Origin of the sequence: Pseudomonas sp. 18058, assembly GCF_902706155.1 — a bacterium.
GTDB lineage: Bacteria > Pseudomonadota > Gammaproteobacteria > Pseudomonadales > Pseudomonadaceae > Aquipseudomonas > Aquipseudomonas rustica.
This window is the reverse complement of sequence record NZ_CACSJY010000013.1, coordinates 71,826-98,125: the sequence shown is the minus strand read 5'-3', so window position 1 is coordinate 98,125 and position 26,300 is coordinate 71,826. Positions and strand designations below refer to the sequence as shown.

26 protein-coding genes are annotated in these 26,300 nt (G+C 60.1%); 1 reads left to right on the top strand and 25 read right to left on the bottom strand.

Features of this window, described 5'->3' with window-relative positions; translation table 11 throughout:
• Nucleotides 1-34: 34 nt before the first annotated feature.
• The 8 genes from GVL50_RS09710 to GVL50_RS09675 form a co-directional block, all read right to left on the bottom strand.
• Nucleotides 35-2,269: a chemotaxis protein CheA gene (locus GVL50_RS09710; RefSeq protein ID WP_159812656.1), complete on the bottom strand. Its 2,235-nt coding sequence runs from the start codon at nucleotides 2,267-2,269 to the stop codon at nucleotides 35-37.
• A gap of 36 nt (nucleotides 2,270-2,305) precedes the next feature.
• Entirely contained in the window at nucleotides 2,306-3,094 is a 789-nt protein-coding gene (locus GVL50_RS09705; RefSeq protein ID WP_053118398.1) for a protein phosphatase CheZ, read from the bottom strand.
• A gap of 18 nt (nucleotides 3,095-3,112) precedes the next feature.
• A complete protein-coding gene (locus GVL50_RS09700; RefSeq protein WP_024012118.1) occupies nucleotides 3,113-3,484 on the bottom strand; it encodes a chemotaxis response regulator CheY in 372 nt (123 codons plus the stop codon).
• A gap of 166 nt (nucleotides 3,485-3,650) precedes the next feature.
• Entirely contained in the window at nucleotides 3,651-4,391 is a 741-nt protein-coding gene (gene fliA, locus GVL50_RS09695; RefSeq protein ID WP_007920004.1) for an RNA polymerase sigma factor FliA, read from the bottom strand.
• Complete coding sequence (gene fleN, locus GVL50_RS09690; protein ID WP_003222917.1) at nucleotides 4,388-5,218, bottom strand: flagellar synthesis regulator FleN; 831 nt, start codon at nucleotides 5,216-5,218, stop codon at nucleotides 4,388-4,390. The genes fliA and fleN overlap by 4 nt, the downstream gene beginning before the upstream one ends.
• Before the next feature lie 116 nt (nucleotides 5,219-5,334).
• Nucleotides 5,335-6,675 carry a flagellar biosynthesis protein FlhF gene (gene flhF, locus GVL50_RS09685; RefSeq protein WP_053118396.1) on the bottom strand — a complete coding sequence of 447 codons (1,341 nt, stop codon included), beginning with the start codon at nucleotides 6,673-6,675 and terminating at the stop codon, nucleotides 5,335-5,337.
• An 11-nt stretch (nucleotides 6,676-6,686) separates the two neighbouring features.
• A complete protein-coding gene (gene flhA, locus GVL50_RS09680; protein WP_053118395.1) occupies nucleotides 6,687-8,816 on the bottom strand; it encodes a flagellar biosynthesis protein FlhA in 2,130 nt (709 codons plus the stop codon).
• Nucleotides 8,817-9,053: 237 nt separating this feature from the next.
• On the bottom strand, nucleotides 9,054-9,719 hold the full coding sequence (locus GVL50_RS09675; RefSeq protein ID WP_256671843.1) for a hypothetical protein: 666 nt from the start codon (nucleotides 9,717-9,719) through the stop codon (nucleotides 9,054-9,056).
• 748 nt (nucleotides 9,720-10,467) lie between these two features.
• Between GVL50_RS09675 and GVL50_RS09670 the strand changes: the two genes are divergently transcribed.
• Entirely contained in the window at nucleotides 10,468-10,824 is a 357-nt protein-coding gene (locus GVL50_RS09670) for a DUF6124 family protein (RefSeq protein WP_159812655.1), read from the top strand.
• Between the two features lie 328 nt (nucleotides 10,825-11,152).
• Here GVL50_RS09670 and flhB read toward each other — a convergent pair whose 3' ends face one another.
• From flhB to fliF, 17 genes are all read right to left on the bottom strand, one after another.
• Nucleotides 11,153-12,292 (bottom strand): flagellar biosynthesis protein FlhB, encoded by a 1,140-nt coding sequence (gene flhB, locus GVL50_RS09665; RefSeq protein WP_159812654.1) that lies wholly within the window; start codon nucleotides 12,290-12,292, stop codon nucleotides 11,153-11,155.
• 3 nt (nucleotides 12,293-12,295) lie between these two features.
• Nucleotides 12,296-13,081 carry a flagellar biosynthetic protein FliR gene (gene fliR, locus GVL50_RS09660; RefSeq protein WP_053118386.1) on the bottom strand — a complete coding sequence of 262 codons (786 nt, stop codon included), beginning with the start codon at nucleotides 13,079-13,081 and terminating at the stop codon, nucleotides 12,296-12,298.
• 3 nt (nucleotides 13,082-13,084) lie between these two features.
• Nucleotides 13,085-13,354, bottom strand: coding sequence for a flagellar biosynthesis protein FliQ (gene fliQ, locus GVL50_RS09655; protein ID WP_053118383.1), 270 nt, complete (start codon nucleotides 13,352-13,354; stop codon nucleotides 13,085-13,087).
• Nucleotides 13,351-14,109: a flagellar type III secretion system pore protein FliP gene (fliP, locus tag GVL50_RS09650; protein ID WP_053118381.1), complete on the bottom strand. Its 759-nt coding sequence runs from the start codon at nucleotides 14,107-14,109 to the stop codon at nucleotides 13,351-13,353. Before fliP ends, fliQ begins: the two co-directional genes overlap by 4 nt.
• The gene (gene fliO, locus GVL50_RS09645; protein ID WP_053118379.1) at nucleotides 14,109-14,555 is read right to left on the bottom strand and encodes a flagellar biosynthetic protein FliO; all 447 of its coding nucleotides are present in this window, start codon (nucleotides 14,553-14,555) and stop codon (nucleotides 14,109-14,111) included. Before fliO ends, fliP begins: the two co-directional genes overlap by 1 nt.
• On the bottom strand, nucleotides 14,556-15,014 hold the full coding sequence (gene fliN / locus GVL50_RS09640; protein WP_053118377.1) for a flagellar motor switch protein FliN: 459 nt from the start codon (nucleotides 15,012-15,014) through the stop codon (nucleotides 14,556-14,558).
• A 57-nt stretch (nucleotides 15,015-15,071) separates the two neighbouring features.
• Entirely contained in the window at nucleotides 15,072-16,040 is a 969-nt protein-coding gene (gene fliM / locus GVL50_RS09635; RefSeq protein ID WP_053118375.1) for a flagellar motor switch protein FliM, read from the bottom strand.
• A 9-nt stretch (nucleotides 16,041-16,049) separates the two neighbouring features.
• Nucleotides 16,050-16,553 (bottom strand): flagellar basal body-associated protein FliL, encoded by a 504-nt coding sequence (gene fliL, locus GVL50_RS09630; RefSeq protein ID WP_053118371.1) that lies wholly within the window; start codon nucleotides 16,551-16,553, stop codon nucleotides 16,050-16,052.
• Nucleotides 16,554-16,861: 308 nt separating this feature from the next.
• On the bottom strand, nucleotides 16,862-18,223 hold the full coding sequence (locus GVL50_RS09625; protein WP_159812652.1) for a flagellar hook-length control protein FliK: 1,362 nt from the start codon (nucleotides 18,221-18,223) through the stop codon (nucleotides 16,862-16,864).
• A 105-nt stretch (nucleotides 18,224-18,328) separates the two neighbouring features.
• Nucleotides 18,329-18,676 carry an Hpt domain-containing protein gene (locus tag GVL50_RS09620; RefSeq protein ID WP_159812650.1) on the bottom strand — a complete coding sequence of 116 codons (348 nt, stop codon included), beginning with the start codon at nucleotides 18,674-18,676 and terminating at the stop codon, nucleotides 18,329-18,331.
• 31 nt (nucleotides 18,677-18,707) lie between these two features.
• The gene (locus GVL50_RS09615; RefSeq protein WP_159812648.1) at nucleotides 18,708-20,411 is read right to left on the bottom strand and encodes a fused response regulator/phosphatase; all 1,704 of its coding nucleotides are present in this window, start codon (nucleotides 20,409-20,411) and stop codon (nucleotides 18,708-18,710) included.
• Between the two features lie 5 nt (nucleotides 20,412-20,416).
• The gene (locus tag GVL50_RS09610) at nucleotides 20,417-20,722 is read right to left on the bottom strand and encodes an STAS domain-containing protein (protein WP_159812646.1); all 306 of its coding nucleotides are present in this window, start codon (nucleotides 20,720-20,722) and stop codon (nucleotides 20,417-20,419) included.
• Nucleotides 20,723-20,876: 154 nt separating this feature from the next.
• Nucleotides 20,877-21,329 (bottom strand): flagellar export protein FliJ, encoded by a 453-nt coding sequence (fliJ, locus tag GVL50_RS09605; RefSeq protein ID WP_053118362.1) that lies wholly within the window; start codon nucleotides 21,327-21,329, stop codon nucleotides 20,877-20,879.
• A 6-nt stretch (nucleotides 21,330-21,335) separates the two neighbouring features.
• A complete protein-coding gene (gene fliI / locus GVL50_RS09600; RefSeq protein ID WP_053118360.1) occupies nucleotides 21,336-22,694 on the bottom strand; it encodes a flagellar protein export ATPase FliI in 1,359 nt (452 codons plus the stop codon).
• Entirely contained in the window at nucleotides 22,684-23,490 is an 807-nt protein-coding gene (fliH, locus tag GVL50_RS09595) for a flagellar assembly protein FliH (protein ID WP_159812644.1), read from the bottom strand. The genes fliI and fliH overlap by 11 nt, the downstream gene beginning before the upstream one ends.
• A gap of 4 nt (nucleotides 23,491-23,494) precedes the next feature.
• Nucleotides 23,495-24,514, bottom strand: a complete 1,020-nt coding sequence (gene fliG, locus GVL50_RS09590; protein WP_053118356.1) for a flagellar motor switch protein FliG — start codon at nucleotides 24,512-24,514, stop codon at nucleotides 23,495-23,497.
• On the bottom strand, nucleotides 24,507-26,291 hold the full coding sequence (fliF, locus tag GVL50_RS09585; RefSeq protein WP_053118354.1) for a flagellar basal-body MS-ring/collar protein FliF: 1,785 nt from the start codon (nucleotides 26,289-26,291) through the stop codon (nucleotides 24,507-24,509). The genes fliG and fliF overlap by 8 nt, the downstream gene beginning before the upstream one ends.
• Nucleotides 26,292-26,300 lie beyond the last annotated feature (9 nt).

The window sequence follows — 26,300 nt, the reverse complement described above, 5'->3', positions numbered from 1 at the left end:
TGCAGCGGAGCGTGATCGCCCCGCCGCCCCGGATTCAAATACGCCGTGCGGCGTAACGCTTGAGCATGCTTGGAACATCGAGAATCAGCGCGATGCGGCCGTCACCGGTGATGGTGGCGCCGGACATGCCCGGAGTGCCCTGCAGCATTTTGCCCAATGGCTTGATGACCACTTCTTCCTGGCCGACCAGTTGATCGACGACGAAGCCGATCCGCTGAGTGCCCACCGAAAGGATCACCACATGGCCTTCGCGCTGCTCTTCGTGAGCGGCGGAGCTGACCAGCCAGCGCTTGAGGTAGAACAGTGGCAGCGCCTTGTCCCGCACGATCACCACTTCCTGGCCGTCGACGACGTTGGTGGTCGACAGGTCGAGGTGGAAAATTTCGTTGACGTTGACCAGCGGGAACGCGAACGCCTGATTGCCGAGCATGACCATCAACGTCGGCATGATCGCCAGCGTCAGCGGCACCTTGATGACAATCTTCGAGCCCTGGCCCTTGGTCGAGTAGATGTTGATCGAACCGTTGAGCTGGGAAATCTTGGTCTTCACCACGTCCATGCCGACACCGCGGCCGGAGACGTCGGAGATCTCGGTCTTGGTCGAGAAACCCGGAGCGAAGATCAGGTTGTAGCACTCGGTATCGCTGAGGCGATCGGCCGCGTCCTTGTCCATCACCCCGCGTTTTACCGCGATGGCGCGCAGCACGTTCGGATCCATGCCTTTGCCGTCATCGGAAATCGACAGCAGGATGTGATCGCCCTCTTGCTCGGCGGCCAGCACCACACGACCGCCACGGGCCTTGCCCGATGCTTCGCGTTCTTCCGGCGACTCGATGCCGTGGTCGACCGCGTTGCGCACCAAGTGGACCAGCGGATCGGCCAGGGCCTCGACGAGGTTTTTGTCGAGGTCGGTTTCTTCGCCGACCAGCTCCAGGTTGATCTCTTTTTTCAGCTGACGGGCCAAGTCGCGAACCAGACGCGGGAAGCGCCCGAAGACTTTCTTGATCGGCTGCATCCGCGTTTTCATCACTGCGGTTTGCAGGTCAGCGGTGACCACGTCGAGGTTCGACACAGCCTTTTGCATGGCTTCGTCGCCGCTGTTCAAGCCCAGGCGCACCAAGCGGTTACGCACCAGTACCAGTTCGCCGACCATGTTCATGATTTCGTCGAGACGTGCGGTATCGACGCGCACGGTGGTCTCGGCTTCACTCGCCGGTTTTTCCGGTGGCGGTGTTGTCGGTGCACGGGCCGGAGCCGGTGCAGCCGCTTTGGGTGCTTCGGCTTTTGGCTCAGGCTTGGCGACAGGTTTCGGCGCCGCTGCGGCTGGAGCCTTGGCGACTGGCGTGGCCACCGTCGAAGCGCTGCCCGCAGAGGCGGCGCCGACGTCGGTGAACTTGCCTTTGCCGTGCAATTCGTCGAGCAGCGATTCGAATTCATGATCGCTGATCAAATCGCTGCCGGCAGCCGCGGCCGCTGGAGCAGCAGGCGCAGGTGCCGAGGCAATCGCCGACTCCAGCGCTTCGACGGCGAAGTTGCCTTTACCGTGCAACTGATCGAGCAACGCTTCAAATTCGTCGTCGGTGATGTCCGAGCTGTCGCCCGCTGCCGGAGCAATGGGAGCCGCTGGCGTCGCCGCTACAGCGTCCGGCGCGAACTGGCCTTTGCCGTGCAGTTGATCCAGCAACGACTCGAATTCGGCGTCGGTGATTTCATCGCTGGCGGCGCTATCGGCCACCGGCGCTGGCGGGGCTTCGGCTTGTGCCTTGACGGCATTCAGCGAGTCCAGCAGTTGTTCAAATTCGTTGTCGGTGATGTCGCCCGAATCGCTTTCCGCGACCGGCGCTTCAACGACTTCTTCGACCGCGACGGCATCCGCCGATTGCGGCTCGGCCAGACGTGCCAGCGCTGCCAGCAGCTCAGGCGTTGCAGCGGTGATCGGTGCGCGTTCACGCACCTCGGTGAACATGCTGTTCACCGCGTCCAGTGCTTCCAGCACCACGTCCATCAGTTCTGCATCAACGCGACGCTCACCCTTGCGCAGGATGTCGAACACGTTTTCGGCGATGTGACAGCACTCCACCAGCTCATTGAGCTGAAGGAAGCCGGCGCCCCCTTTTACAGTGTGGAAACCGCGAAAAATTGCATTGAGCAGATCCGCGTCATCCGGTCGGCTTTCCAGCTCGACCAGTTGCTCGGACAGTTGCTCAAGAATCTCGCCGGCCTCAACCAGGAAATCCTGAAGGATCTCTTCATCGGCGCCGAAGCTCATTAATGGGGTGCTCCTAACAGGTCTAAAAACCTAAACTCAAAATCCAAGGCTGGATAACAAATCGTCCACATCGTCCTGACCGGACACAACGTCTTCTCGTTTATCGGCATGAATCTGCGGACCTTCACCCTGCGAGAGATGTTTTTGTGGATCTTTTTCTGCAAGCATCGCGGCGCGGTCATGTTCGATGCCCGCAAAGCGGTCCACCTGACTGGCCATGAGTACGAGTTTGAGCAAATTGCTTTCGACTTCGGTGACCAGTTGGGTCACGCGTTTGATCACCTGACCGGTGAGGTCCTGGTAATCCTGGGCCAGCAGAATGTCGTTGAGATTGCTCGACACCGCACGGTTGCCCGTGTGGCTGCGCGACAGAAAACCGTCGACCCGGCGCGCCAGTTCGCGGAACTCTTCAGCCCCGACTTCGCGGCGCATGAAACGGCCCCAATCCGTGCTCAGAGCCTGGGCTTCTTCAGCCAGACCATTGACCACCGGCGTGGCGCTTTCCACCAGATCCATGGTGCGGTTGGCCGCAGCTTCCGTCAGCTTGACCACATAGCCCAGACGTTCGGTGGCGTCGGTGATTTGCGACACTTCCTCGGCCTGCGGCATATGCGGATCGATCTGGAAATTGACGATCGCACTGTGCAGTTCGCGTGTGAGCTTGCCCACTTCCTGATACAGGCCGCGGTCACGGGTCTGATTGAGCTCATGGATCAGTTGCACAGCGTCGCCGAACTTGCCTTTTTCAAGGCTCTCGACCAGTTCGACCGCGTGTTTTTTCAGGGTCGACTCGAAATCGCCCTGTGAAAATTCTTTATGCTCCATAGCTCCCCCGCGCGTTCATCAGCCGATGCGTTCGAAAATCTTCTCGATTTTGTCTTTCAGCGCCTGAGCCGTGAAAGGTTTGACGACGTAGCCGTTCACACCGGCCTGAGCGGCTTCGATGATCTGCTCGCGCTTGGCTTCAGCAGTCACCATCAATACCGGCAGGTGCTTGAGTTTTTCGTCGGCACGCACGTGACGCAGCAGGTCGATACCGGTCATGCCCGGCATGTTCCAGTCCGTTACCAGAAAGTCGATGCTTCCGCTGTTGAGCACTGGAATGGCAGTGGTGCCATCGTCAGCCTCGACGGTGTTGGTGAACCCAAGATCACGCAGCAGGTTCTTGATGATCCGCCGCATCGTTGAGAAGTCATCAACGATGAGGATTTTCATGTCTTTGTTCAATTCGACCTCCAAGCAGTCTTAAACGCGCCCAGCACCTGGACGCGCCACTTCAATCAATCGGCGCAGCACTCGAAGACTGTCTGGAGCACAACAGAGCAAGACCGGTGCCGTTCATCACCGCACCAGCCTCGTTCGCAGTGTCCCCACACTGCCTTCAGCGCGCTCGCCACTCCCCCAAACGCCCCCGCAAACGGGCCGCGCACTGGCTGTGTAACTGGCTGACCCGCGATTCACTGACGCCAAGGACTTCACCGATTTCCTTGAGGTTCAGCTCTTCGTCGTAGTACAGCGCCAACACCAGTCGCTCACGCTCCGGCAAATTGGCAATCGCGTCCGCCAGCGCCGCCTGGAAGCGTTCATCTTCCAGATCGCGTGACGGCTCAAGATGAGCACTCGCGCCATCCTCGTGCAGCCCTTCGTGTTCGCCGTCCTGCAACAGATCGTCGAAACTGAACAGGCGACTGCCCAAGGTGTCATTCAAAATCCCGTAGTAATCGTCGAGACTCAATTGGAGTTCGGCCGCAACTTCGTGATCTTTAGCATCACGGCCGGTTTTAGCTTCAATTGAGCGAATTGCGTCGCTGACCATCCGGGTATTGCGGTGAACCGAGCGTGGTGCCCAATCCCCTTTGCGCACTTCGTCGAGCATCGCGCCGCGGATTCGAATGCCCGCGTAGGTTTCGAAACTGGCGCCTTTGCTGGCGTCGTATTTGGTCGAGACTTCAAGCAGGCCGATCATCCCGGCCTGGATCAGGTCTTCAACCTGCACACTCGCCGGCAACCGCGCCAGCAAGTGATAGGCAATGCGTTTGACCAGTGGCGCGTAACGCTCGATCAGCTCGTACTGAGCGTCGCGTGCCGACTTCTTGTAGTAATTCATACCGCTAGCGGTCATAGCACGGGCCCTGCCGTTTGCTGCACGAGGCGCTCGACAAAAAACTCAAGGTGGCCGCGCGGGTTGGCGGGCAGCGGCCAGGTGTCGACCTTTTGCGCGATGGCCTTGAACGCCAGCGCGCACTTGGAACGCGGGAAGGCTTCATAGACAGCGCGTTGCTTCTGCACCGCTTTGCGCACGCTTTCGTCGTAAGGCACGGCGCCGACGTATTGTAAGGCGACGTCGAGGAAGCGATCCGTGACCTTGGTCAACTTGGCGAACAGGTTGCGACCTTCTTGCGGGCTCTGCGCCATGTTGGCGAGGACGCGGAAGCGGTTCATGCCGTAATCGCGGTTGAGCAGTTTGATCAGTGCGTAAGCGTCAGTGATCGAGGTTGGCTCATCGCAGACCACCAGCAACACTTCCTGCGCTGCGCGAACGAAACTGACTACCGAGTCACCAATACCTGCAGCGGTGTCGATCACCAGAACGTCGAGATTGTCGCCGATGTCACTGAAGGCCTGAATCAGGCCGGCGTGTTGCGCCGGGCTCAGATGAACCATGCTCTGCGTGCCGGACGCGGCCGGTACGATGCGGATCCCGCCGGGACCCTGCAACAGCACGTCGCGCAGCTCACAGCGGCCTTCGATGACATCGGCCAGAGTGCGTTTGGGTGTCAGGCCCAGCAGAACGTCGACGTTCGCCAGTCCCAGATCGGCGTCCAGCAGCATGACCCGACGGCCAAGCTCTGCCAGCGCCAGAGACAAGTTCACTGACACGTTAGTTTTGCCGACGCCACCTTTGCCGCCGGTCACCGCGATCACCTGTACGGGATGCATGCTGCCCATGTTATTTCTTTACCTTGTCTTGCATAGACGGAGGCCACATTACTGGCTGCGCGTTCACAAACGGAACAATGCATGGCAGACCATCGATGTAGGTACAAAAACTGTTCATGAATACCTCAGCCTACCTGCTTGGTGGGGCTGTGGTAGATATCAGCGAACATGTCAGCCATGGCTTCTTCGCTGGGTTCTTCCTGCATTTGCACGCTGACGGCGCGGCTGACCAGTTGATGACGGCGCGGCAGATGCAAATCATCCGGAATCCGTGGGCCATCGGTCAGGTACGCGACCGGCAATTCATGACTGATCGCCAGGCTTAACACTTCGCCAAGGCTGGCCGTTTCATCCAGTTTAGTCAGGATGCACCCGGCGAGCCCGCAACGCTTGTAACTGTGATAAGCGGCGGTTAGAACCTGTTTCTGGCTGGTGGTTGCCAAGACCAGATAATTTTTTGAACGGATGCCACGCCCGGCGAGGCTTTCGAGCTGCATGCGCAGGGCTGGATCGCTGGCTTGCAGGCCCGCGGTATCGATCAGCACCACGCGTTTGCGCAGCAATGGATCCAGCGCCTGCACCAGCGATTGGCCAGGATCGACGTGGGTCACCGGCACATTGAGAATGCGGCCCAGGGTCTTCAGTTGTTCCTGCGCGCCGATGCGGAAGCTGTCCATGCTCACCAGCGCGACATTCTGCGCGCCGTATTTCAGCACATAACGTGCGGCCAGTTTCGCCAGCGTGGTGGTTTTGCCCATGCCGGCAGGGCCGACCATGGCGATCACACCGCCCTCTTCCAGCGGCTCGACTTCCGGCACGGCAATCATTCGCGCCAGATGCGCAAGCAGCATGCGCCAGGCCTGACGCGGCTCTTCGATATCGCTGATCATCGACAGCAGATCACGCGACAGCGGGCCAGACAGACCGATGCGTTGCAGACGGCGATACAGATTGGCTTGCGCCGGACGGCTGCCCTGCAGTTGATTCCAGGCCAGTGTGCCGAGCTGCACTTCCATCAGCTCGCGCAGGCTGTTCAATTCAAAACGCATCGAATCCAGTGCGCGTGGATCGACGCCGCCGGAGGACTGCGCCGGTGCCGGGGCTGGACGCGCTGGCGCGGCGTAGGTCGGCTCGGTCAGCGGTTCAGCGGCGGTCAACGGCAGGCCAGCGGTGAGTGGCAGGCCGGCAAAGATCTGGCGATTGCTATTGCCATCGGCTTCGCCACGCAGGCTCAGCTCGGCCTGGGCAGTGACGATGCGCGACTGGGTCTTGCGCAGCTCGTCTTCGAGTTCCATGTTCGGAACCCGTGGCGCCAGCGCCGACAATTTGTAATCGAGCGCAGCCGTCAGCTCGACACCGCCGGCAATTCGGCGGTTGCCAATGATGGCGGCATCAGCGCCCAGCTCATCACGAACCAGCTTCATGGCCTGACGCATATCGGCGGCGAAAAAACGCTTAACTTGCATGAACCACTACCTCAGCCGTTGGGCCCTACTGTCGCAACAATTGTCACTTGCTTGTTGTCCGGTATTTCCTGGTAGGCCAGCACGTGCAATCCAGGGACTGCGAGGCGGCCAAAGCGCGAGAGCATCGCGCGCACCGGGCCTGCTACCAACAGGATCACCGGCTGACCTTGCATCTCCTGACGCTGCGCCGCTTCGATGAGCGAACGTTGCAGCTTCTCGGCCATGCTTGGCTCCAGCAGAACGCCCTCTTCCGAGCCTTGTCCTGCCTTCTGCAGACTATTGAGCAATATCTGTTCCAACCTTGGTTCCAGGGTGATCACAGGCAGCTCGGACTCAGTGCCTACAATGCTTTGGACGATGGCGCGCGATACGCCAACCCGCACCGCAGCCACCAGCGCGGCGGTATCTTGACTCTTGGCAGCGTTGTTGGCGATGGCTTCGGCAATACTGCGGATGTCACGCACCGGCACGTGTTCGGCCAACAGCGCCTGCAATACTTTAAGCAGTTGCGACAACGAGACCACGCCCGGCACCAGCTCTTCAGCCAGTTTCGGCGAGCTTTTGGCCAGCAATTGCATGAGTTGCTGCACTTCCTCGTGGCCGATCAGCTCACTGGAGTGTTTGTACAGAATCTGGTTCAAGTGCGTCGCAACCACGGTGCTGGCGTCGACCACGGTGTATCCGAGGGACTGCGCCTGCGCACGCTGGCTGATTTCGATCCACACCGCTTCCAGCCCAAAAGCCGGATCTTTGGCGTTTATGCCGTTAAGCGTGCCGTATACCTGCCCCGGGTTGATCGCCAATTCGCGATCCGGGTAAATCTCGGCTTCGGCGAGAATCACGCCCATCAGGGTCAAACGGTAGGCGCTTGGCGCCAGGTCGAGGTTGTCGCGGATATGCACGGTCGGCATCAGGAAGCCCAGATCCTGCGAGAGCTTCTTGCGCACGCCCTTGATCCGCGCGAGCAATTGCCCGCCCTGATTGCGATCCACCAGCGGGATCAAGCGGTAGCCGACTTCCAGACCAATCATGTCGATTGGCGTCACGTCATCCCAGCCCAGCTCTTTGGTTTCCATGGCGCGGGCCGGCGACGGCAGCAGCTCCTGCTGGCGTTTGACCTCTTGCAGCGCTTCAACCTTGGCGACGTTCTGCTTCTTCCAGAACAGGTACGCGCCGCCAGCAGCCAGTGCCGCCATGCTGAGGAACGAGAAGTGCGGCATGCCCGGCACCAGGCCCATCACCGCCATCAAACCGGCCGCCACCGCCAGCGCTTTTGGCGAGGCGAACATCTGGCGATTGATCTGTTTGCCCATGTCTTCCGAACCGGAAGCACGGGTCACCATGATCGCCGCAGCTGTAGATAACAACAGTGATGGCAATTGCGCCACTAAACCGTCACCGATGGTCAGCAAGGCGTAAACCCGGCCGGCATCGCCGAAGCTCATGTTGTGCTGGAAGATACCGACGGCCATGCCGCCGATGAGGTTGATGAACAGAATCAGCAGGCCGGCGATGGCGTCACCACGGACGAATTTGCTGGCACCGTCCATCGAACCGTAGAACTCAGCCTCTTGGGCGACTTCCTGACGGCGCATCTTCGCCTGGTTCTGGTCGATCAGACCGGCGTTGAGGTCGGCGTCGATCGCCATTTGTTTGCCGGGCATCGCGTCGAGGGTGAAGCGCGCGCTCACCTCGGAGATCCGCCCGGCACCCTTGGTCACCACGACGAAGTTGATGATCATCAGGATCGCAAACACCACGATACCGACCACATAGTTACCGCCGATCACCACCTCACCGAAGGCCTGAATCACTTTACCGGCGGCGGCGTGGCCGTCCTGACCGTGGAGCATCACCACCCGCGTCGAGGCGACGTTCAACGCCAGCCGCATCAATGTCGCGACCAGCAGAATCGTCGGGAACACCGCGAAATCCAGCGGCCGCAGCGCGTACACGCAGACCAGCAGCACGACAATCGACAACGCAATGTTGAACGTGAAAAACACGTCGAGCAGGAACGGCGGGATCGGCAACATCATCATTGCCAACATGACCAGCAGCAACAACGGCACGCCCAGATTGCCTCGCGAGAGGTCATTCAGGTTTGTGCGGGCACTGTTGAGTAACTGAGAGCGATCCACCGGTTTTCCCCGTTCCTTTAAAGCAAACTTTTGACGCCCAGAGCAGGCGCACGGCGGCTATTGCAAGAAGCCTTCCAACTTTTGCCGGGGATTGAAACAGAGGGGTTTGACGGGGGGATTTTCGCTGAGTGGAGGCCCCCTTCGCGAGCAAGCCCGCTCCCACAGGGGGAATGCATTTCAAGAGTGGGAGCGGGCTTGCTCGTGAAAGCGGTGGCGCAGGCAAAGGAAATGCCGGATTCAACCAGCCTCGTGAATCAGCTCCGCGCCAATATCACCAAACGCTAACTCGCGCCCAATCACATACTGTGTGCCGGTATACATCGGTTTCCCCTCCACCGACACCAACGGCTCCTTGCCATACATCAGCACGACTTTGGTCTCGGGTGACTTGAGCCCTGAAAAAATCGGCTCACCTAACAGCAAATTCAGTTGCCACTGAAAAGGGATGATCGGCAGATCGCGGATCTGAATCTGTCGACCACCGTCCAATCGATAGTCTACCCGTGCAGTGACGTGCAACTGCCCGTCAACCACATCGAAAACCGGCACGCCGTAACGAATCTCCAGGCCTCCCGTCGACCACTCTGACATGTAGTACTCCGTGCGAGTGAAAACCTCGAACAGCGCCTCATTCGTGGAGATCTTGCCCGCCGCACCCAATAAATAGTTGTACGCGTAGTGATAGGCCAAGCCGTCCAGCTCGGGCCGGATCGCATTGAGCGGGTTATTCAGAAAGTTGGGAATGTGCTGATTGGCGGCAACTTTGAAGTTAAGAAAATCAAGACTCAGTTTGAATTTGGCCGAGTAGCCAATCGCTCTTTCGCTGACGTTTTCCTCCAGCCGAGCGGAGACGAACTCCAGCTTCATCCCCGGAAGATGTTTGTATACGCGCTCTACCATCATGACTCTCCCTGAACAGATCCGAGCATCTCGAACGCTGTCAGGCCCTTGCCCAAGCGCATCCACGGCGAGACCTCCAACGGGAACATTCCCGGCGTTATGAGTGCGCCTGAAATGGAAAGCCGTCTACTGTCAGAACTGTCAGGTATCGCGGGGATTCAGACAGACGGTTACCTGGTTTTAATGTAGGAGCGAGCTTGCTCGCGATGGCAGTGTGTCAGGCGACAAAAATGTTGACGGTGCCGACGCCTTCGCGAGCAAGCCCGCTCCCACAGGTTTTGCGTACACCACAAAATTTGATGCTCACCACAAAACCACTGTGGGAGCGGGCTTGCTCGCGAAGAGGCCCGCCCAGCCAACGCAAACGTCAACAATCGCGACGCAAATGCAGCCTTTTAAACACCGCTGTTTAAAAGACACTTCAAGACACGCCTCAAAGGCTACACATCCTTGCGCCTTTGCCTACAGCTAAGCCAGAATCGGCCGGCTTGTGCGCCTTGGGGACGGGTTCTATCGTGGGTCGGTCGCTGATTGTTCAGTGATCGGGTTTAGCGACCCGAACCTTTGTAGGCGCACCAGCGCACCAAACTCGACTGTGGATACCTATCTGCGATTGACGTTATGGCGGCTGTGCGTGGGAGACCTTCGGGTCTGCCGGGCGCCTACACCCGGTTCGCTAACCCGCGACCAGCTGCCACCTATTCCTGTTTAGCGACATGTCCTGGTGGCCTCACATGTAGGAGCTTCACCAATGATCAAACCAACACCAAACCCACCCGAAACCGATCCCACCTCCCCCTACGAATCCCTCGATTCAACAAAGCTCCACGAAGCCGCCGACCGCGCCCTCGATCACTACCTCTTCCCGGGCGCCACGCCACCGCCACGCCGAAACCGCACGATGTACGCCGTCACCGCCGACTTCAAAAACGAAGAATTATTGGCCAACGCCTGCGAAACCCTCGCCTCGGCAAGAACCATTGCCAATGACTTCGCCAACCTCATACCCGCATCACAACGCAGAACGCTGCAGGGTATTGCGCAACTGATCATGCTCGGCGAACTGGCGGTGAATCGGGCGCTGGATAATCTGGAGTTGCCGCAGTAACAGCACCCCGATGATCGTTCCCACGCTCTGCGCGGGAACGCCTCAACGGACGCTCCGCGTTCGGTTCTGGAAGGGACGCGGAGCGTCCCGGGCTGCATTCCCACGCGGAGCGTGGGAACGATCAAGAAGTCAGGCAAGAACCTGTGGCGAGGGGATTCAGCGAAACGTCGCACCGCCCCGCTCGGCTGCGCAGCAGTCGTAAATCCTGAGCACGCGGTATTCCTGAAAGATTGAAGTCACAGGTTTTGGGGCTGCTGCGCAGCCCATCGGGGATAAATCCCCTCGCCACAATGATCTCTGTAAGGCCTGGAGTTTCATCGCAGTAAGGTCAAGAATCGCGGCGCAGATCCGGCGGAATCGGCAAATCATCCTTGAGCGGATCCGGCCGTTTGCCTTTGCCCGCGCGGTACTGACGGATCTGGTAGACGTACGCCAACACCTGCGCCACCGCCAGATACAACCCGCCAGGGATTTCCTCGTCGAGCTCAGTCGAGTAGTAAATCGACCGCGCCAACCCCGGCGATTCCAGCAGCATCACGTTATTCGCCACTGCAATCTCACGAATCTTCAATGCAAGGAAGTCGCTACCCTTGGCCAGCAGCAACGGCGCGCCACCCTTTTCCGAGTCGTATTTGAGCGCGACGGCGTAGTGCGTCGGGTTGGTGATGACCACGTCGGCGTCGGGAATCGCCGCCATCATCCGTCGCTGGGACATTTCGCGCTGGGTCTGGCGGATGCGCTGTTTGACCTCCGGCCGACCTTCCTGATCCTTGTGCTCGTCGCGCACTTCCTGCTTGGTCATCAACAGTTTTTTGTGCGCTTCCCAGAGCTGCACCGGCACGTCGACGGCGGCGATGATGATCAAGCCGCAGGCCAGCCACAACGTGCTCCAGCCGACCAGCGTCACACTGTGAATAATCGCCGACTCAAGCGGTTCGTGAGCGATGCGCAGCAGGTCGTCGACGTCGGACATCAACACCATCAGCGCCACGAACAGGGTGATCACAAACTTGGCCAGCGCCTTGAGCAGCTCGACCACTGCCTTGAAGGAAAACATGCGCTTGAGGCCGGCGCCCGGGTTCATTCGGCTGAACTTCGGCGCCATGGAGCTGGCCGCGAACAGCCAGCCGCCAAGGGAGATCGGCCCGACCAGCGCAGCAATCAACAGGGTGATCATGATCGGCTGAATCGCCACCAGCGCCATTTTGCCGGACTGCATCATAAAGGCGCCCATGGAGCCCTGATCCATGATCACCTCGCGCGTCAGCGTGAAGTTCAGGCGCATCAGTTCCATCAGGTCTTCGGCCAACATGCCGCCAAACACCAGCAACGCGCCGGCGCCGGCCATCATCACGGCGAGGGTGTTGAGCTCTTTGGAACGGGCAATCTCACCCTTCTCACGGGAGTCCTTTTTCCGTTTCTCCGTGGGGTCTTCTGTTTTGTCCTGACCGCTTTCGCTCTCAGCCATGACTCAGCGCGCCCGTGCCAGTTCGCGTAGCAACTGCAAGGCCTCGGTGGCCAGCGGCTGATACTGATTGAGAATATCCGCCAACCCGACCCAGACAATAAACAGACCGAGTACGAGGGTCAGCGGGAAACCGATGGAGAAAATGTTCAGTTGCGGCGCGGCGCGGGTCATCACGCCGAATGCGATGTTGACCACCAGCAACGCGGTCACCGCCGGCAACACCAGCAGCAATGCAGCGCCCAGTACCCAGCCGAGTTTGCCGGCCAGTTCCCAGTAATGCGCGGTCATCAAACCACTGCCGACCGGCAGTGTGGTGAAGCTTTCAGTCAGGACTTCAAACACCACCAAATGGCCGTTCATCGACAGGAACAGCAAGGTCACCAGCATGGTGAAGAACTGCCCGATCACCGCCACCGAGACGCCGTTGGCCGGGTCGATCATCGAGGCGAAGCCCATGCCCATCTGGATCGCGACGATCTGCCCGGCCACCGCAAACGCCTGGAAGAACAACTGCAAGGAAAACCCGAGCACGGCGCCCACCAGAATCTGCTCGGCGATCAGCATCAGCCCACTCAGATCCAGCGGACTCACTGCCGGCATCGGCGGCAGCCCCGGCGTGATCACCACGGTGATCGCCACGGCAAAATACAGGCGCACACGGCGCGGTATCAGCGTGGTGCCGAACACCGGCATGACCATCAACATCGAGGCGACGCGAAACAGCGGCAACATGAACGATGCCACCCAGGAACTGATCTGGGTGTCGGTCAGCTGAAGCAGCGATTGCATGGCTTAGCCGATGACCATCGGGATGTTTTTGTACAACTGGATGATGTATTCCATGAACGTCTGCACGATCCATGGGCCGGCGACGATCAACGTCACCAGCATCACCAGCAGACGCGGCAGGAAGCTCAGGGTCTGTTCGTTGATCTGCGTCGCGGCCTGGAACATCGCCACCAGCAAACCGACCAACAGGCTCGGGATCACCAGAATCGCGACCATCAGCGTGGTCAGCCACAGCGCTTCACGAAAGATATCGACCGCGACTTCCGGCGTCATGGCGAGACACCTCCAAAACTGCTGGCCAGGGTGCCGATGATCAGCGCCCAGCCATCCACCAGCACAAACAGCATGATCTTGAACGGCAACGAAATGATCAGCGGCGACAGCATCATCATACCCATCGCCATCAGCACACTGGCGACGACGAGGTCGATGATCAGGAACGGAATGAAGATCATGAAGCCGATCTGGAACGCGGTCTTCAGCTCCGAGGTGACGAACGCCGGCACCAGAATGGTCAGCGGCGCTGCGTCTGGCGTCGGGATATCGGTGCGCTTGGACAGGCGCATGAACAGCTCAAGATCGCTGCTGCGGGTTTGCGCGAGCATGAAGTCCTTGATCGGCACCTGAGCTTTTTCCACCGCTTGCTGCGCGGTGAGTGTCTCCGCCAGATACGGCTGCAAGGCATCTTTGTTCACGCGATCGAACACCGGCGCCATGATGAACATGGTCAGGAACAGCGCCATGCCGGTGAGGATCTGGTTCGACGGCGTCTGTTGCAGACCGAGGGCCTGACGCAGGATCGAGAAGACGATGATGATCCGGGTGAAACTGGTCATCAGAATGACCGCCGCCGGAATAAAGCTCAGCGCGGTCATGATCAGCAGAATCTGCAGGCTGACCGAATATTCCTGCGCGCCATCGGCGTTGGTGCCCAGCGTGATCGCCGGGATCGACAACGGATCGGCGGCGAACGCCAGCGGCGCCGCCAGCATCAGGGCCAGCGTCAAGACGATGCGTAGCGCACCCATTACTTCGTATCCTTCTGATCCTTGCCGAGTATCTTCAGCAACTGCTGGGCAAAATCCGGAGTGGCTTTTTCACTGGTGCTCGGCACCGGCACCGGCTCTTTGAGCACGTGCAGCGCGGTGATGGTGCCGGGGCTCAAACCGAGCAGAATCTGCTCGTTGCCGACCTGCACCAGCATCAAACGGTCACGTGGGCCGAGGGCGCGCGAACCGATCAACTCGATCACCTGACCCTTGCCCGCTGGCCCCGCCTGCTGCACCCGGCGCAGCAGCCAGGCGAGGAAAAAGATAATCCCCAGCACCAGCAGCAAACCGAATACCAGTTGCGTCAATTGTCCGGCAATGCCGCTGTTGACCACCGGCGCGGCGACAGCGGCCGTGGTCGCCACCGGTTCGGCGGCCATTACGCTGATTGGCAGCGCCAGCAGCGCCCAGAGAAACCTTTTCACTCAGCGCAGCTTCTTGATGCGTTCGCTTGGGCTGATCACGTCGGTCAGGCGGATGCCGAACTTCTCGTTGACCACCACCACTTCACCGTGCGCAATCAGCGTGCCGTTGACCAGCACGTCGAGTGGCTCACCGGCCAGACGATCGAGCTCGATCACCGAACCCTGGTTGAGTTGCAGCAGGTTGCGGATGTTGATGTCGGTACTGCCGACTTCCATCGAAATCGACACCGGAATATCGAGGATCACGTCCAGGTTCGGACCGTCCAGCGTCACCGGATCGTTGTTCTTCGGCACGCTGCCAAACTCTTCCATCGGCAGACGGTTGGAGCTCGCGGCGCCAGCGTCGGCGGCCAGCAGGGCGTCGATGTCAGCCTGGCCGGCATCACCGGTTTCTTCGAGGGCGGCGGCCCATTCATCAGCCAGTGCCTGATCGTCCTGGGCGTTCATATCGTCGTTCATCATGTGTCCTCGGCGGGCAACAATTCAGTTAGTGCAAAAAAGGGGTGTGGCGCCGTTTCAGCGGCGCTCGATCGGCTCGATAACCTGCAACGCGAGGTTGCCTTTGTGCGAGCCCATCTTGACCTTGAAGGCCGGCACGCCATTGGCGCGCATGATCATTTCGTCCGGCATCTCGACCGGGATCACATCGCCTGGCTGCATGTGCAGGATGTCGCGCAGTTTCAACTGACGGCGAGCGACGGTGGCACCGATTGGCACATCGACATCGAGCACGTCCTGACGCAGGGCGTTGACCCAGCGCTCGTCCTGATCGTCGAGATCCGACTGGAAACCGGCGTCGAGCATTTCGCGCACCGGCTCGATCATCGAGTACGGCATGGTCACGTGCAGATCGCCGCCACCGCCGTCCAGTTCGATGTGGAACGTGGAGACCACGATCGCTTCGCTCGGACCGACGATGTTGGCCATGGCCGGATTCACTTCCGAGTTGATGTACTCGAAATTGACTTCCATGATCGCCTGCCAGGCTTCCTTCAAGTCGACGAAGGCCTGCTCCAGCACCATGCGCACCACGCGCAGTTCGGTCGGGGTGAATTCACGCCCTTCGATCTTGGCGTGACGGCCGTCGCCACCGAAGAAGTTGTCCACCAATTTGAACACCAGTTTGGCGTCAAGGATGAACAGCGCGGTGCCGCGCAACGGTTTGATCTTGACCAGGTTGAGGCTGGTCGGTACGTACAGCGAGTGCACGTATTCACCGAACTTCATCACCTGCACGCCACCGACGGCAACGTCCGCCGAGCGGCGCAGCATGTTGAACATACTGATGCGGGTGTAGCGGGCGAAACGCTCGTTGATCATTTCCAGAGTCGGCATGCGTCCACGGACGATGCGATCCTGGCTGGTCAGGTCGTAGCTTTTGACACTGCCGGGTACGGCAGCGTCATCGGTCTGTACCAGACCATCGTCGACGCCGTGCAACAGCGCGTCGATTTCATCCTGGGACAGCAGATCCTGCACGGCCATGTCGTGTTCCTACTGCAGTACGAAATTAGTGAAAAGCAACTGTTCGATGACCACTTTGCCGAGTTCTTTCTGCGCCACTTCCTGGACGCTGGCGGTGGCCTTCTGGCGCAACATCTCTTGGCCGACCGGCGTCGCCAGTGTGGCGAAATCCTGACCGGAGAAGAGCATCACCAGGTTGTTGCGGATGACCGGCATGTGCACTTTCAGCGCTTCCAGATCGGCCTGATTGCGCCCGAGCATGGTGATGCTCACCTGCATGTAGCGCTGACGGCCGTTCTGGTTGTAGTTGGCAACGAAGGCCGGCGCCATCGGTTCGAAAATCGCCGGTTGTTTGCCGGTCGGGGCGGTTTCAGCCGCAGCCTCTGGTTTGCTCTGGGCACTGTGCATGAAGAACCAGGTCGCCCCCACGGATGCACCAATGGCCAACAGCAACGCGAGCACGATCATGATGATCAGCTTGAGTTTGCCTTTGGTTGCGGGGTCTTTTACTGCTGCAGCTTCGCTCTTCGCCATGCCAATAATCCGTCACTAATCAGGTTTTCACAGTCGCACGGCAAGGCAAGAGCAAGTGTTATGCCAGAAGTGTCGGTGGTTGCGGAGAGAACGATAAAGTCAAAAGCACCCTCACCCCAGCCCTCTCCCGGAGGGAGAGGGGGCCGACCGAGGTGTCGGGCGTCAAACATCGACCTGAAAGACCGAGTCGATTATGGATTCACAGCAAAAACATCAGGTCGGCGTACTTCGCCAGCATCCCCCAATCAGTCCCCTCTCCCTCCGGGAGAGGGCTAGGGTGAGGGGCTTTTGATTGGTTCAGCGATCAATCAGGCGTAATAGTCGACCGCGCTGCTGCCGATCACGCTGGTGGTATTGGCAGCAATTTCGGCCGCGCTGACCGGGGCAATTTCTTCATCTGCAGAATCCAGACGACCACCGGCCGCGCTGGTGCGCCCGCTCTGCCCCTGCTGCGCCTGTTCCTGACCTTGCTGGCCCTGCCAACCACGGCTCTGGTCGGAGACATTTACGTCAACCTGGCCCATGCCCTGCTGCGTGAACATCTCGCGCAGGCGATGCATCTGGCTGTCGAGCGCTTCTCGCACGCTCGGATGCGCACTCATGAATGTCACTTGCGTCTGCTGATCCGGCACCAGATTCACGCGGATATCCAGGCGTCCCAGCTCGGCCGGTTGCAGCTGAATGTCCGCCGCCTTCAGATTGGCGCTGGACAGGTACATGACGCGGTTGACCACTTCTTCCGTCCAGCCGTTCTGATGCATGGCGATCGGTTGATTCACCGGCACGGCGTTCGCGGTTTTTGGTGTGGCAGCCTGCGTCAACGCAGCGAGACGGTTGGCGAAATCATCAACGCGGGTATCGCTGGTCGCAGTCTTGAGGTCTTTGAGGCCGTCATCGATCAGGCCGCTGAACGCTTTGTCGCCGCCCTGACTGGTGCTGTCCTTGTCGGCTTGCACGTCGAGCATGCTGGCCATGCCAGCGGCGAAGTTCTGCGCCGAGGTCAATTCGCCGTCAGCCTGAGTCTGTGCCGAGGTGGTTTTCGGTTGCGCCTGGCTGGCAGCGGAAATATGCCCGCCCTGCTCCATCGCCAAACGCACCGCCGGCATCGAATCGAGCGGATCGGCTGCCGGGTCGAAATCGCTATCGGTCGAGGCCGCCGGGTCTTTGACTGCTGGCAACACGGCGACCGCTGGTGTTTCGGCTTCAGGTTGCGCCGGTGCAGCGGCAACCGGGGCTGGCACCACAGGCGCAGCCACCGGTTGCACGGCAACAGCCAAGGCCGGATCAAGCGCAGGATCAGTCACGCTGGCGTCGGCAACCGGCGTTTGCGCAGGATCGGTAGTGTCATCGCTGGCAGCGGTGTCATCGGTCGCAGCGGATTTGTCAGCAGGCAAGGCATTGCCGCTATCGGCAACCGCCGGAGCCGGGGCGGCAGATTGATCCTTGGCGAGGTCTTTCTTGCCAGCGCTGTCAGCGGCTTTGTCGCGCGCGGTTTTCGCCGGGTTATCGGTGCTGACAACAGGCTTGTTCGCACCCTGATCGGCGAACACTTTGGCGAAGCTGGAGGCTTTATCTACAGGCTCTGCGGCCATCGCCGACGACTTGGCCGAAGCAGCTTGCGCCTTGGCCTGAGCGGCATTCTGAAGAAGGATATTGGGGGTCGCAGGCATGAAACGGTCTCCGCTGCACGGGGCTCGTAAGTACAGTTGAGAAAATTGATTGCAAGTGCCGGGCCAGTTTCGCCGAACGCTTGATAAAAGCGTCCGGCGGCCGGTTCAATGAGTATGCGTGTGCTGCCGTTCGCTTTCGTAAACCGGGCGAACGCCATCAAATTCGAGGCTGATTTCAGCGACCAGTTTGACGATTTCTGCGGGGCTTTTGTGTCTGGCGTCCGACTCCAGTGCCTGGCACAACTCGGCCAGGCGAACAGCGCCCATGTTGCTCGCGCTGCCCTTCAAGCTGTGAGCGACCTCCGACAGCTTTTCGGCATCGGCGGTCCCTTGCAGCTCCTGCAAGCGACTTTCGGAATCCGTCAGGAAGGTATCCAGCAAATCCGGATAGTTTTCCTCCATGACGTCACGCAAAGTATCGAGTACGTCGCGATCCACATGTGGGTCAGTCACTTGTTCACTCCTTGATCAAGAATTGCGCGGATTATGCCTGAACCTCCCAGAAAAACTCCACGCGGGCACTACGACCTTCGTCCGACCAACTGGCGTTACGCCCCAGTTGCCGCACCAGGCTGACCCCACGTCCCGACAAACGGACATTTTCCAGCGGCCGCTCCATCACCCGCTCCACGTCAAAACCCTTGCCGCTGTCTTCAACGCGAATCACCAGACAACCGCCCTGCTCTTGCGGCGTGACCTGCAAATGCACGCGCACGTAGCCGTCCTGCAATGCTTCCAGCCGCGTGTTGCGTTGTTCGTAATAACGCGCGAACCCCGCCGCATCGCGCTTGAGACTGGAATCGAGACCGAGCACGCCGTGTTCCAGCGCATTGGAATACAACTCGGCGAGCACGCTGTACAACGCGCCGCTCTGCCCGCGCAGGCCATGCACTTCCAGGAGCAACTGCAACAGGTACGGCAAAGGGTTGAAGCGCTTGAGCGTGGCACCGCGAAACTCGAAACTCACTGACCAATCGAGCGGGCATGACTGGCCGCTGTCGGAATACACCGGCGCCGTCGGCTTGAGCTGCGCCGGCGCAAGCAGGCTGACTTCAACCATGCTGACATCGTCGCGCGCCTCGCCACGAAAATCCCGCAGCGCCTGCTCGATGTCCTCGAACAACCGATCAGGCTCACGATTGGCGGCAAACACTTGCTGCAAGCGCTCGACACCGAACAGCTGATCATTGGCATCGCTGGTATCGATGACGCCGTCGGACAGTAGAAACACCCGATCATCGACGGCCATCGCATGCACTTCGGTGCTGTCATCAAAGGCCTGCGCGCTCAACACGCCGAGCGGTAAATGCCGCGCCTTCAACGGTACCCGCTCACCCGTCGCGAGCCGGTGCAGATAACCGTCGGGCATGCCGCCGTTCCACACTTCCACCGAGCGCCGCAGCGAACTCAGGCACAGCAACGTGGCGCAGCAGAACATGTCGACCGGCAGGATGCGTTTGAGCTTCGCGTTCATCTCGCGCAGGGTTTCCGCCAGGCCGTAACCCTTGGCGGTCATCCCGTAAAACACTTCGGCAAGCGGCATGGCGCCCACCGCTGCCGGCAACCCATGGCCGGTGAAATCGCCGAGCAGCACATGCATATCACCCGCCGGGGTGTACGCCGCCAACAGCAGGTCGCCGTTGAACAGCGCGTAAGGCGATTGCAGGTAGCGAATGTTCGGCGCGCTGAGACAACCGGAGTGCGCGACCTTGTCGAACACCGCTTTGGCCACGCGCTGCTCGTTGAGCAGGTAATCGTGGTGTTTGGCGATCAGGTCGCGTTGCTGCAACACGGTGTCTTGCAGGCGGCGCAAGCGATCCATCGCCTTGATTTTGGCGGCGAGGATGATCTGGTTGTAGGGCTTCGCCAGAAAGTCGTCGCCGCCGGCCTCCAGGCAACGCACCAGCGCTTCACTTTCGCTGAGCGAGGTCAGGAAGATGATCGGCACCAGCGTTTCGCCGGCCAGCAGTTTGATCTGCCGCGCCGCTTCGAAGCCGTCCATCACCGGCATCATCGCGTCCATCAGCACCAGTTGTGGCTGCTGCTGACGGAACAGTTCGACCGCTTCGGCACCGTTGGCGGCCGCCAGCACTTCGTGGCCCTGACGGCGGACGATGGTCGACAACAACAGGCGATCAGCGGCGCTGTCTTCGGCGATCAGAATGGTCAGCGGCTCTTGCGCCTGCATGGCCGTCACGTGATGTCGAAGAGTTTGTCGAAATTGGAGATGGCGAGGATTTTGCGCACGTCGGAGTTGGGGTTAACCACCCGGATGTCCGAATCATCACCGCCCGCGTGATCACGCAGGAGCAGCAGCATCCCGAGCGCGGAACTGTCCAGATAAGTGGTCTCTTTCAGATCCAGCTCGTAGGAGTTTGGCTCGGGGTCGACCCGTTCATAGGAATTGCGAAATTCCTGATGTTTGCCGAAATCGAATCGGCCTTTGACCGAGATTCTGAGCTTTTTCCCATCCGGTGAGACTTCTGCAACGACTGACATTGACTGGCTTCCTTGTCATTGACGAACGTGTACAAGGTTTAGCATCTGACTGACCTCGGGGCAAGAAACTAGCAACGTCAAAAGATCGCAGCCTTCGGCAGCTCCTACAGGGATCGCGTGTAGGAGCTGCCGAAGGCTGCGATCTTTTGATCTTCTAAAAGGGTTCATGCCGTGGCAGGCGCTGCGACAATTCGTCGAGCAATTTCTGCTCGCGTTTGTCTTCAAGCCGCTGGGCTTCTTCGCGGTAGCGCTGCACCAGTTTGCGCAAGCCTTCGACCTTGGCAAACGCCTGTTGCCAGGCCTCGCGCGCCTTATCGAGATTGTTCTGGTGCCAGTTCAGACTCTGCCGCTGCTGATCAACAGCCGTATCGAGTTGCGCCAGAAACCCCTGAAAACCCAGCAGCCACTGCCCGGTCACGCCGGTGCTGCCGCGCACGATCCACTGCTCGGAATAATCCAGACGAAAGGCATTAAGGTCGGCGAGTTTGCTTTCGGCCACCTTCACTTGGCCCTGAAAGTAACCGAGGCGCTGCACGGCGGTTTTCTCGGCTTTTTCAGCCATGTCCACCACCGGCGCCAGACGCGCGGCTCGACTGACGGCAGCCATGACCGGTTACCCGCCCGCCGCTGGGGCGAACAGGGTTTCCAGGTAGGCCTGGCTTTCGCCCATGTTGATTTTGTCGTTGAGCCCCTGACGCTGGTAGCGCACCAACTGCGGGTGCAGCGAGATCGCCAGATCGGTTTCGCGATCGCCACCGGCCACGTAAGCGCCGACGCTGATCAAGTCGCGGCTCTGCTGATAGCGCGACCACAACTGCTTGAAATACTGCGCACGCTGCATGTGCTCAACCGAGACCACGGCCGGCATCACCCGGCTGATCGACGCTTCGATATCGATGGCCGGGTAATGACCTTCCTCGGCCAGACGCCGCGACAACACGATGTGGCCGTCGAGCACGCCTCGCGCCGAGTCGGCAATCGGATCCTGCTGGTCATCGCCTTCGGACAACACGGTGTAGAACGCGGTAATCGAGCCACCGCCCTTCTCCGCATTACCGGCGCGCTCCACCAGTTTCGGCAACTTGGCGAACACCGATGGCGGATAACCCTTGGTCGCTGGCGGCTCGCCGATGGCCAGAGCGATTTCCCGCTGGGCCTGAGCGAAACGCGTCAGCGAATCCATTAGCAGCAGGACGTTCTTGCCCTTGTCGCGGAAATACTCGGCGATGCGCGTGCAGTACATCGCCGCGCGCAGACGCATCAGCGGCGCATCGTCCGCCGGAGAGGCGACGACCACCGAGCGCTTGAGACCTTCTTCACCGAGGCTGTGCTCGATGAATTCCTTAACTTCTCGACCGCGCTCACCGATCAGCCCGACGACGATAATGTCGGCCTCGGTAAAGCGCGTCATCATACCCAGCAGCACGGATTTACCAACGCCAGTACCGGCGAACAGACCGAGACGCTGACCACGCCCCACCGTCAGCAAACCGTTGATGCAACGAATGCCGACGTCCAGCGGCTCGCTGATCGGGTCACGGTTGAGCGGGTTGATCGTCGGGCCGTCCATCGGCACCCAGTCTTCGGCTTTCATGCCGCCCTTGCCGTCCAGCGCACGACCGGCGCCATCCAGCACGCGACCGAGCATGCTCATGCCCATCGGCAACCGACCGGTGTCGGCGAGCGGCACCACGCGGGCGCCCGGGGCGATGCCGGCGACACTGCCGACCGGCATCAGAAAGACTTTGCTACCGGAGAAACCCATGACTTCCGCTTCCACCTGCGAGGGGTGATAGCTGTCGTCGTTGATCACCAGGCAGCGCGTGCCCATGGCGGCACGCAGGCCTTCGGCTTCGAGGGTGAGGCCAACCATGCGCAGCAGGCGACCTTCGAGAATCGGCGCCCCGGCAATTTCGACGGCCTCGGCATAGCTGCCCAGGCGCTTGGCGAAACTGGTGCGTTCAAGGCGCATCGGGGGCGTCCGCAAGCGGCTCTTCAGCAGTGGCCGCCGGTTTTACGTCTTCGGGAATATCCAGGCTCAGATCCGCGTCTGCCGGGTGCAACGCCTGTTCGTGCAACTGATCGAACAGCTTGGCCATGACCTGACCGACGCGGGTTTCGATGCTCGCGTCGATGCGGCTGTGCGCGGTTTCGACCCGGCAACCGCCCGGCAGCAGCGCTTCGTCTTCAACGATGCGCCAGGTTTCTTCATGACGTTCGCGCAGGGCTTTGGCCTGCTCGAAGTCCTGCGGATTGACGTACAGACGCACATTGTCGACGCCCAGCGGCAACAGCTTGAGGGCGTCGCGCATGACGTGTTCGATCTGAGTCGAATCGATGGCCAGTTCGCGCTGGATCACCTGTTTGGTGATGTGTTGCACAAGGTCGACCAGCGACTTTTCGATCTGCGTATCCTGCTCGGCAATAGGCTCAAACAGGTTGGCCATCAACTGCTCAAGGCTGGCGAGTTTGGTGGCCAATGCGACTTCGGCTTCCTGACGCACTTTGAGAGTGGCGCTGTGGAAACCTTCCTTTTCGCCAATGGCGAAGCCCTCGTTGTAAGCCTCCTGACGGATGCTTTCGAGTTCTTCCAGGGTCAGTGGCTGGACTTCTTCCAGCGGCACTTCTTCCATTTCCGGCGGTTCAGGCTCGGGCTCTGGCTCGGGTTCCGGTTTTGGCGGGTCGAAGCTCGGCAGCGCCCAGGATTCGAAACCACGAACATCGCGGGCGCGGATCAGATCCGTCACAGACTCGTCATGCTTGTCCATGGGCTTAGATCATTTCCTCGCCGCCCTTGCCACCGAGGACGATTTCTCCGGCTTCGGCCATACGGCGGGCGATGGTGAGGATTTCTTTCTGTGCGGTTTCGACGTCGCTGACGCGCACCGGGCCCTTCGCTTCGAGGTCGTCGCGCAGCAATTCGGCGGCACGCTTGGACATGTTCTTGAAGATTTTTTCTTTGACGCCTTCGTCCGAACCCTTGAGGGCCAGCACCAGCACGTCGGAAGACACTTCGCGCAGCAACGCCTGAATGCCACGGTCGTCGACATCGGCGAGGTTGTTGAACACGAACATGAGGTCTTCGATCTGACCGGACAGGTCTTCGTCGACTTCGCGGATCGAGTCCATGAGCTGGCCTTCGATCGAGCTGTCGAGGAAGTTCATGATGTCCGCCGCACGCTTGATGCCACCCAGGGTGGTGCGCGAGGCATTCGAGTTGCCGGAGAACTGCTTCTCGAGAATCTGGTTCAGCTCTTTCAATGCCGCTGGCTGCACGGTGTTCAACGACGACACGCGCAGGATGATGTCCAGACGCACTTTGTGGTCGAAGTTGCCAAGCACTTCACCGGCCTGATCGGGGTCGAGGTAGGCGACCACGATCGCTTGAATCTGCGGGTGTTCGTAGCGGATCACGTCAGCAACGGCGCGCGGTTCCATCCACTTCAGGCTGTCGAGGCCGCTGGTGTTGCCACCGAGCAGGATGCGGTCGATCAGGCCGTTGGCCTTGTCTTCGCCCAATGCCTGGGTGAGCATTTTGCGCACGTAGTCGTCGGAGCCGACGCCGAGGCTGGTCTGGTCGCCGACGATGTCGACGAACTCGCTCATCACTTGTTCGACCTGCTCGCGATGGACGTTGCCCATCTGCGCCATGGCCACGCCGACCCGCTGAACCTCTTTCGGGCCCATGTGGCGCAACACTTGTGCGGCATCGGTCGAACCCAGGGACAGCAGCAGAATCGCGGCTTTGTCGACCTTGTTCAGTTTGACGCTGGCGGCTCGGTTATCACTCATCTGCGTTAATCCACTCTTTCACGACCTGGGCCACGCGACCCGGGTCTTCTGCCACCAGACTCTTGATTGCATTCAACTGCGCGTCATAACCCTCGCTCGGGCTAGGCAGCAGAATGGATTGCGGACCACCGAGGCTGACGCGATCGTTGGCCAGTTCGCCATCCAGACCGCCCATGCCACCGAGCTCGACATCACTGCCCAGCGCCAGCTCTTTGCTGCGGCCGCCGTTGGTGATGTTGTTGAGCACCGGACGCAGCACGCCGAACACCAGCACGAGGATGAACAACACACCCAGCACTTGTTTGACGATGTCCCAGAACCACGGCTGAGAGTAGAACGGAATGTCGGCAATCACTTCACCGCGTTCAGCGGAGAACGGCATGTTGATCACGCTGACGCTGTCGCCACGGCTGGCGTCGAAACCGACGGCGTCCTGCACCAGACGGGTGAAGCGCGCCAATTCGTCGGCGGTCCACGGCGCGCGGGTGGTTTCACCGTTGGCCGCGTTGACCTTGACCTGATCGTCGACCACCACCGACACCGACAGACGATTCAGGCGACCCTGCTGCTGTTTGGTGTGGCTGATCGAACGGTCGAGCTCGAAGTTCTTGGTGGATTGTTGACGCTTGTCTGCCGGGTACGGCGCGAGCATTGGCTGGCCGGTGGCCGGATCCATGATCTGCTGACCGTTGGCATCCACCAGTGGCTGACCCGGTTGCACCATGGCAGCCGGCGCGGCGGCATTGGCGGTGGTCTGCGGTGCCGAGGCTGGCGACGGCGGCTGGTTGCTCAAGGCACCCGGCACACCTTGCGGGCCATTGCTGGCGGTGCGTTGTTCGTTGACCGACTGCTCGCTGCGCAACGCCGGTTGATCCGGGTTGAACTGCTCGGCGGTGGATTCGACGGCATTGAAATCGATATCGGCCGAGACTTCAGCCTTGTAGCGATCGTTGCCCAACACCGGTTGCAGAATGTTGTGTACGCGCTGGGTGAGCATGCTTTCCATGCGGCGGCTGTAATCGAACTGCTTGCCGGCCATGGTCATTTCGGAGTTTTCCGCCTGATCCGAGAGCAAGGTGCCCTTCTGGTCGACGACGGTGATCTGCGATTTGCTCAACTCGGGAACGGAAGTCGCGACCAGGTTGATGATCGCAATCACCTGACCCGGCTCCAGCGAACGACCGGAGTACAGCTCAACCAGAACCGAAGCGCTTGGCTTGCGTTCATCACGGACGAACACCGAGCTTTTCGGAATCGCCAGGTGCACGCGGGCACCCTTGACGTTGTTCAGGCTGGAAATGGTGCGTGCCAGTTCGCCTTCGAGGCCGCGACGATAACGGGTCGCTTCCATGAACTGGCTGGTGCCCAGACCCTGTTCCTTGTCGAGGATTTCGAAACCGATATTGCCGTCGCTGGGAGTGACACCAGCGGCAGCGAGTTTCATCCGCGCACGGGACAAGTCTTCGGCTTTGACCAGCAAGGCGCCGGAGTTCGGTTCGACGTTGTAAGGAATGTCAGCGGCGGCCAGGGTGTCCATGACCTGCTTGGCGTCCATGCCGGCAAGGCTGCCGTACAACGGACGATAATCCGGCTGCTGCGACCACAGCACCACGGCAAAGCCAATCGCCACGCTCGCTGCCAGGCCGACCAACAGGCCCACCTGACGCAGCATGGTCATCTCGGAGAGGTTTTCCAGGAAGGACAAGCCGAACAACGGCGGTTTGCCGTCTATCGGGGTGGCCTTGGCCGGAACGTTATCGGCGACTGCTTCTGCCATGACTCAATC

Coding starts and splice junctions, on each gene's coding strand:
- GVL50_RS09675 (WP_256671843.1), bottom strand. CDS start 9,719: ATGATGGTAGAGCGCGTATACAAACATCTTCCGGGGATGAAGCTGGAG.
- fliI (WP_053118360.1), bottom strand. CDS start 22,694: ATGCGCCTTGAACGCACCAGTTTCGCCAAGCGCCTGGGCAGCTATGCC.
- fleN (WP_003222917.1), bottom strand. CDS start 5,218: ATGGGCAGCATGCATCCCGTACAGGTGATCGCGGTGACCGGCGGCAAA.
- fliF (WP_053118354.1), bottom strand. CDS start 26,291: ATGGCAGAAGCAGTCGCCGATAACGTTCCGGCCAAGGCCACCCCGATA.
- fliQ (WP_053118383.1), bottom strand. CDS start 13,354: ATGACGCCGGAAGTCGCGGTCGATATCTTTCGTGAAGCGCTGTGGCTG.
- GVL50_RS09625 (WP_159812652.1), bottom strand. CDS start 18,223: ATGCCTGCGACCCCCAATATCCTTCTTCAGAATGCCGCTCAGGCCAAG.
- fliR (WP_053118386.1), bottom strand. CDS start 13,081: ATGCAATCGCTGCTTCAGCTGACCGACACCCAGATCAGTTCCTGGGTG.
- GVL50_RS09670 (WP_159812655.1), top strand. CDS start 10,468: ATGATCAAACCAACACCAAACCCACCCGAAACCGATCCCACCTCCCCC.
- GVL50_RS09705 (WP_053118398.1), bottom strand. CDS start 3,094: ATGGAGCATAAAGAATTTTCACAGGGCGATTTCGAGTCGACCCTGAAA.
- fliN (WP_053118377.1), bottom strand. CDS start 15,014: ATGAACGACGATATGAACGCCCAGGACGATCAGGCACTGGCTGATGAA.
- GVL50_RS09710 (WP_159812656.1), bottom strand. CDS start 2,269: ATGAGCTTCGGCGCCGATGAAGAGATCCTTCAGGATTTCCTGGTTGAG.
- fliL (WP_053118371.1), bottom strand. CDS start 16,553: ATGGCGAAGAGCGAAGCTGCAGCAGTAAAAGACCCCGCAACCAAAGGC.
- fliA (WP_007920004.1), bottom strand. CDS start 4,391: ATGACCGCTAGCGGTATGAATTACTACAAGAAGTCGGCACGCGACGCT.
- GVL50_RS09700 (WP_024012118.1), bottom strand. CDS start 3,484: ATGAAAATCCTCATCGTTGATGACTTCTCAACGATGCGGCGGATCATC.
- fliP (WP_053118381.1), bottom strand. CDS start 14,109: ATGGGTGCGCTACGCATCGTCTTGACGCTGGCCCTGATGCTGGCGGCG.
- GVL50_RS09610 (WP_159812646.1), bottom strand. CDS start 20,722: ATGTCAGTCGTTGCAGAAGTCTCACCGGATGGGAAAAAGCTCAGAATC.
- fliJ (WP_053118362.1), bottom strand. CDS start 21,329: ATGGCTGCCGTCAGTCGAGCCGCGCGTCTGGCGCCGGTGGTGGACATG.
- fliM (WP_053118375.1), bottom strand. CDS start 16,040: ATGGCCGTGCAGGATCTGCTGTCCCAGGATGAAATCGACGCGCTGTTG.
- flhF (WP_053118396.1), bottom strand. CDS start 6,675: ATGCAAGTTAAGCGTTTTTTCGCCGCCGATATGCGTCAGGCCATGAAG.
- GVL50_RS09615 (WP_159812648.1), bottom strand. CDS start 20,411: ATGCAGGCGCAAGAGCCGCTGACCATTCTGATCGCCGAAGACAGCGCC.
- fliG (WP_053118356.1), bottom strand. CDS start 24,514: ATGAGTGATAACCGAGCCGCCAGCGTCAAACTGAACAAGGTCGACAAA.
- fliH (WP_159812644.1), bottom strand. CDS start 23,490: ATGGACAAGCATGACGAGTCTGTGACGGATCTGATCCGCGCCCGCGAT.
- flhB (WP_159812654.1), bottom strand. CDS start 12,292: ATGGCTGAGAGCGAAAGCGGTCAGGACAAAACAGAAGACCCCACGGAG.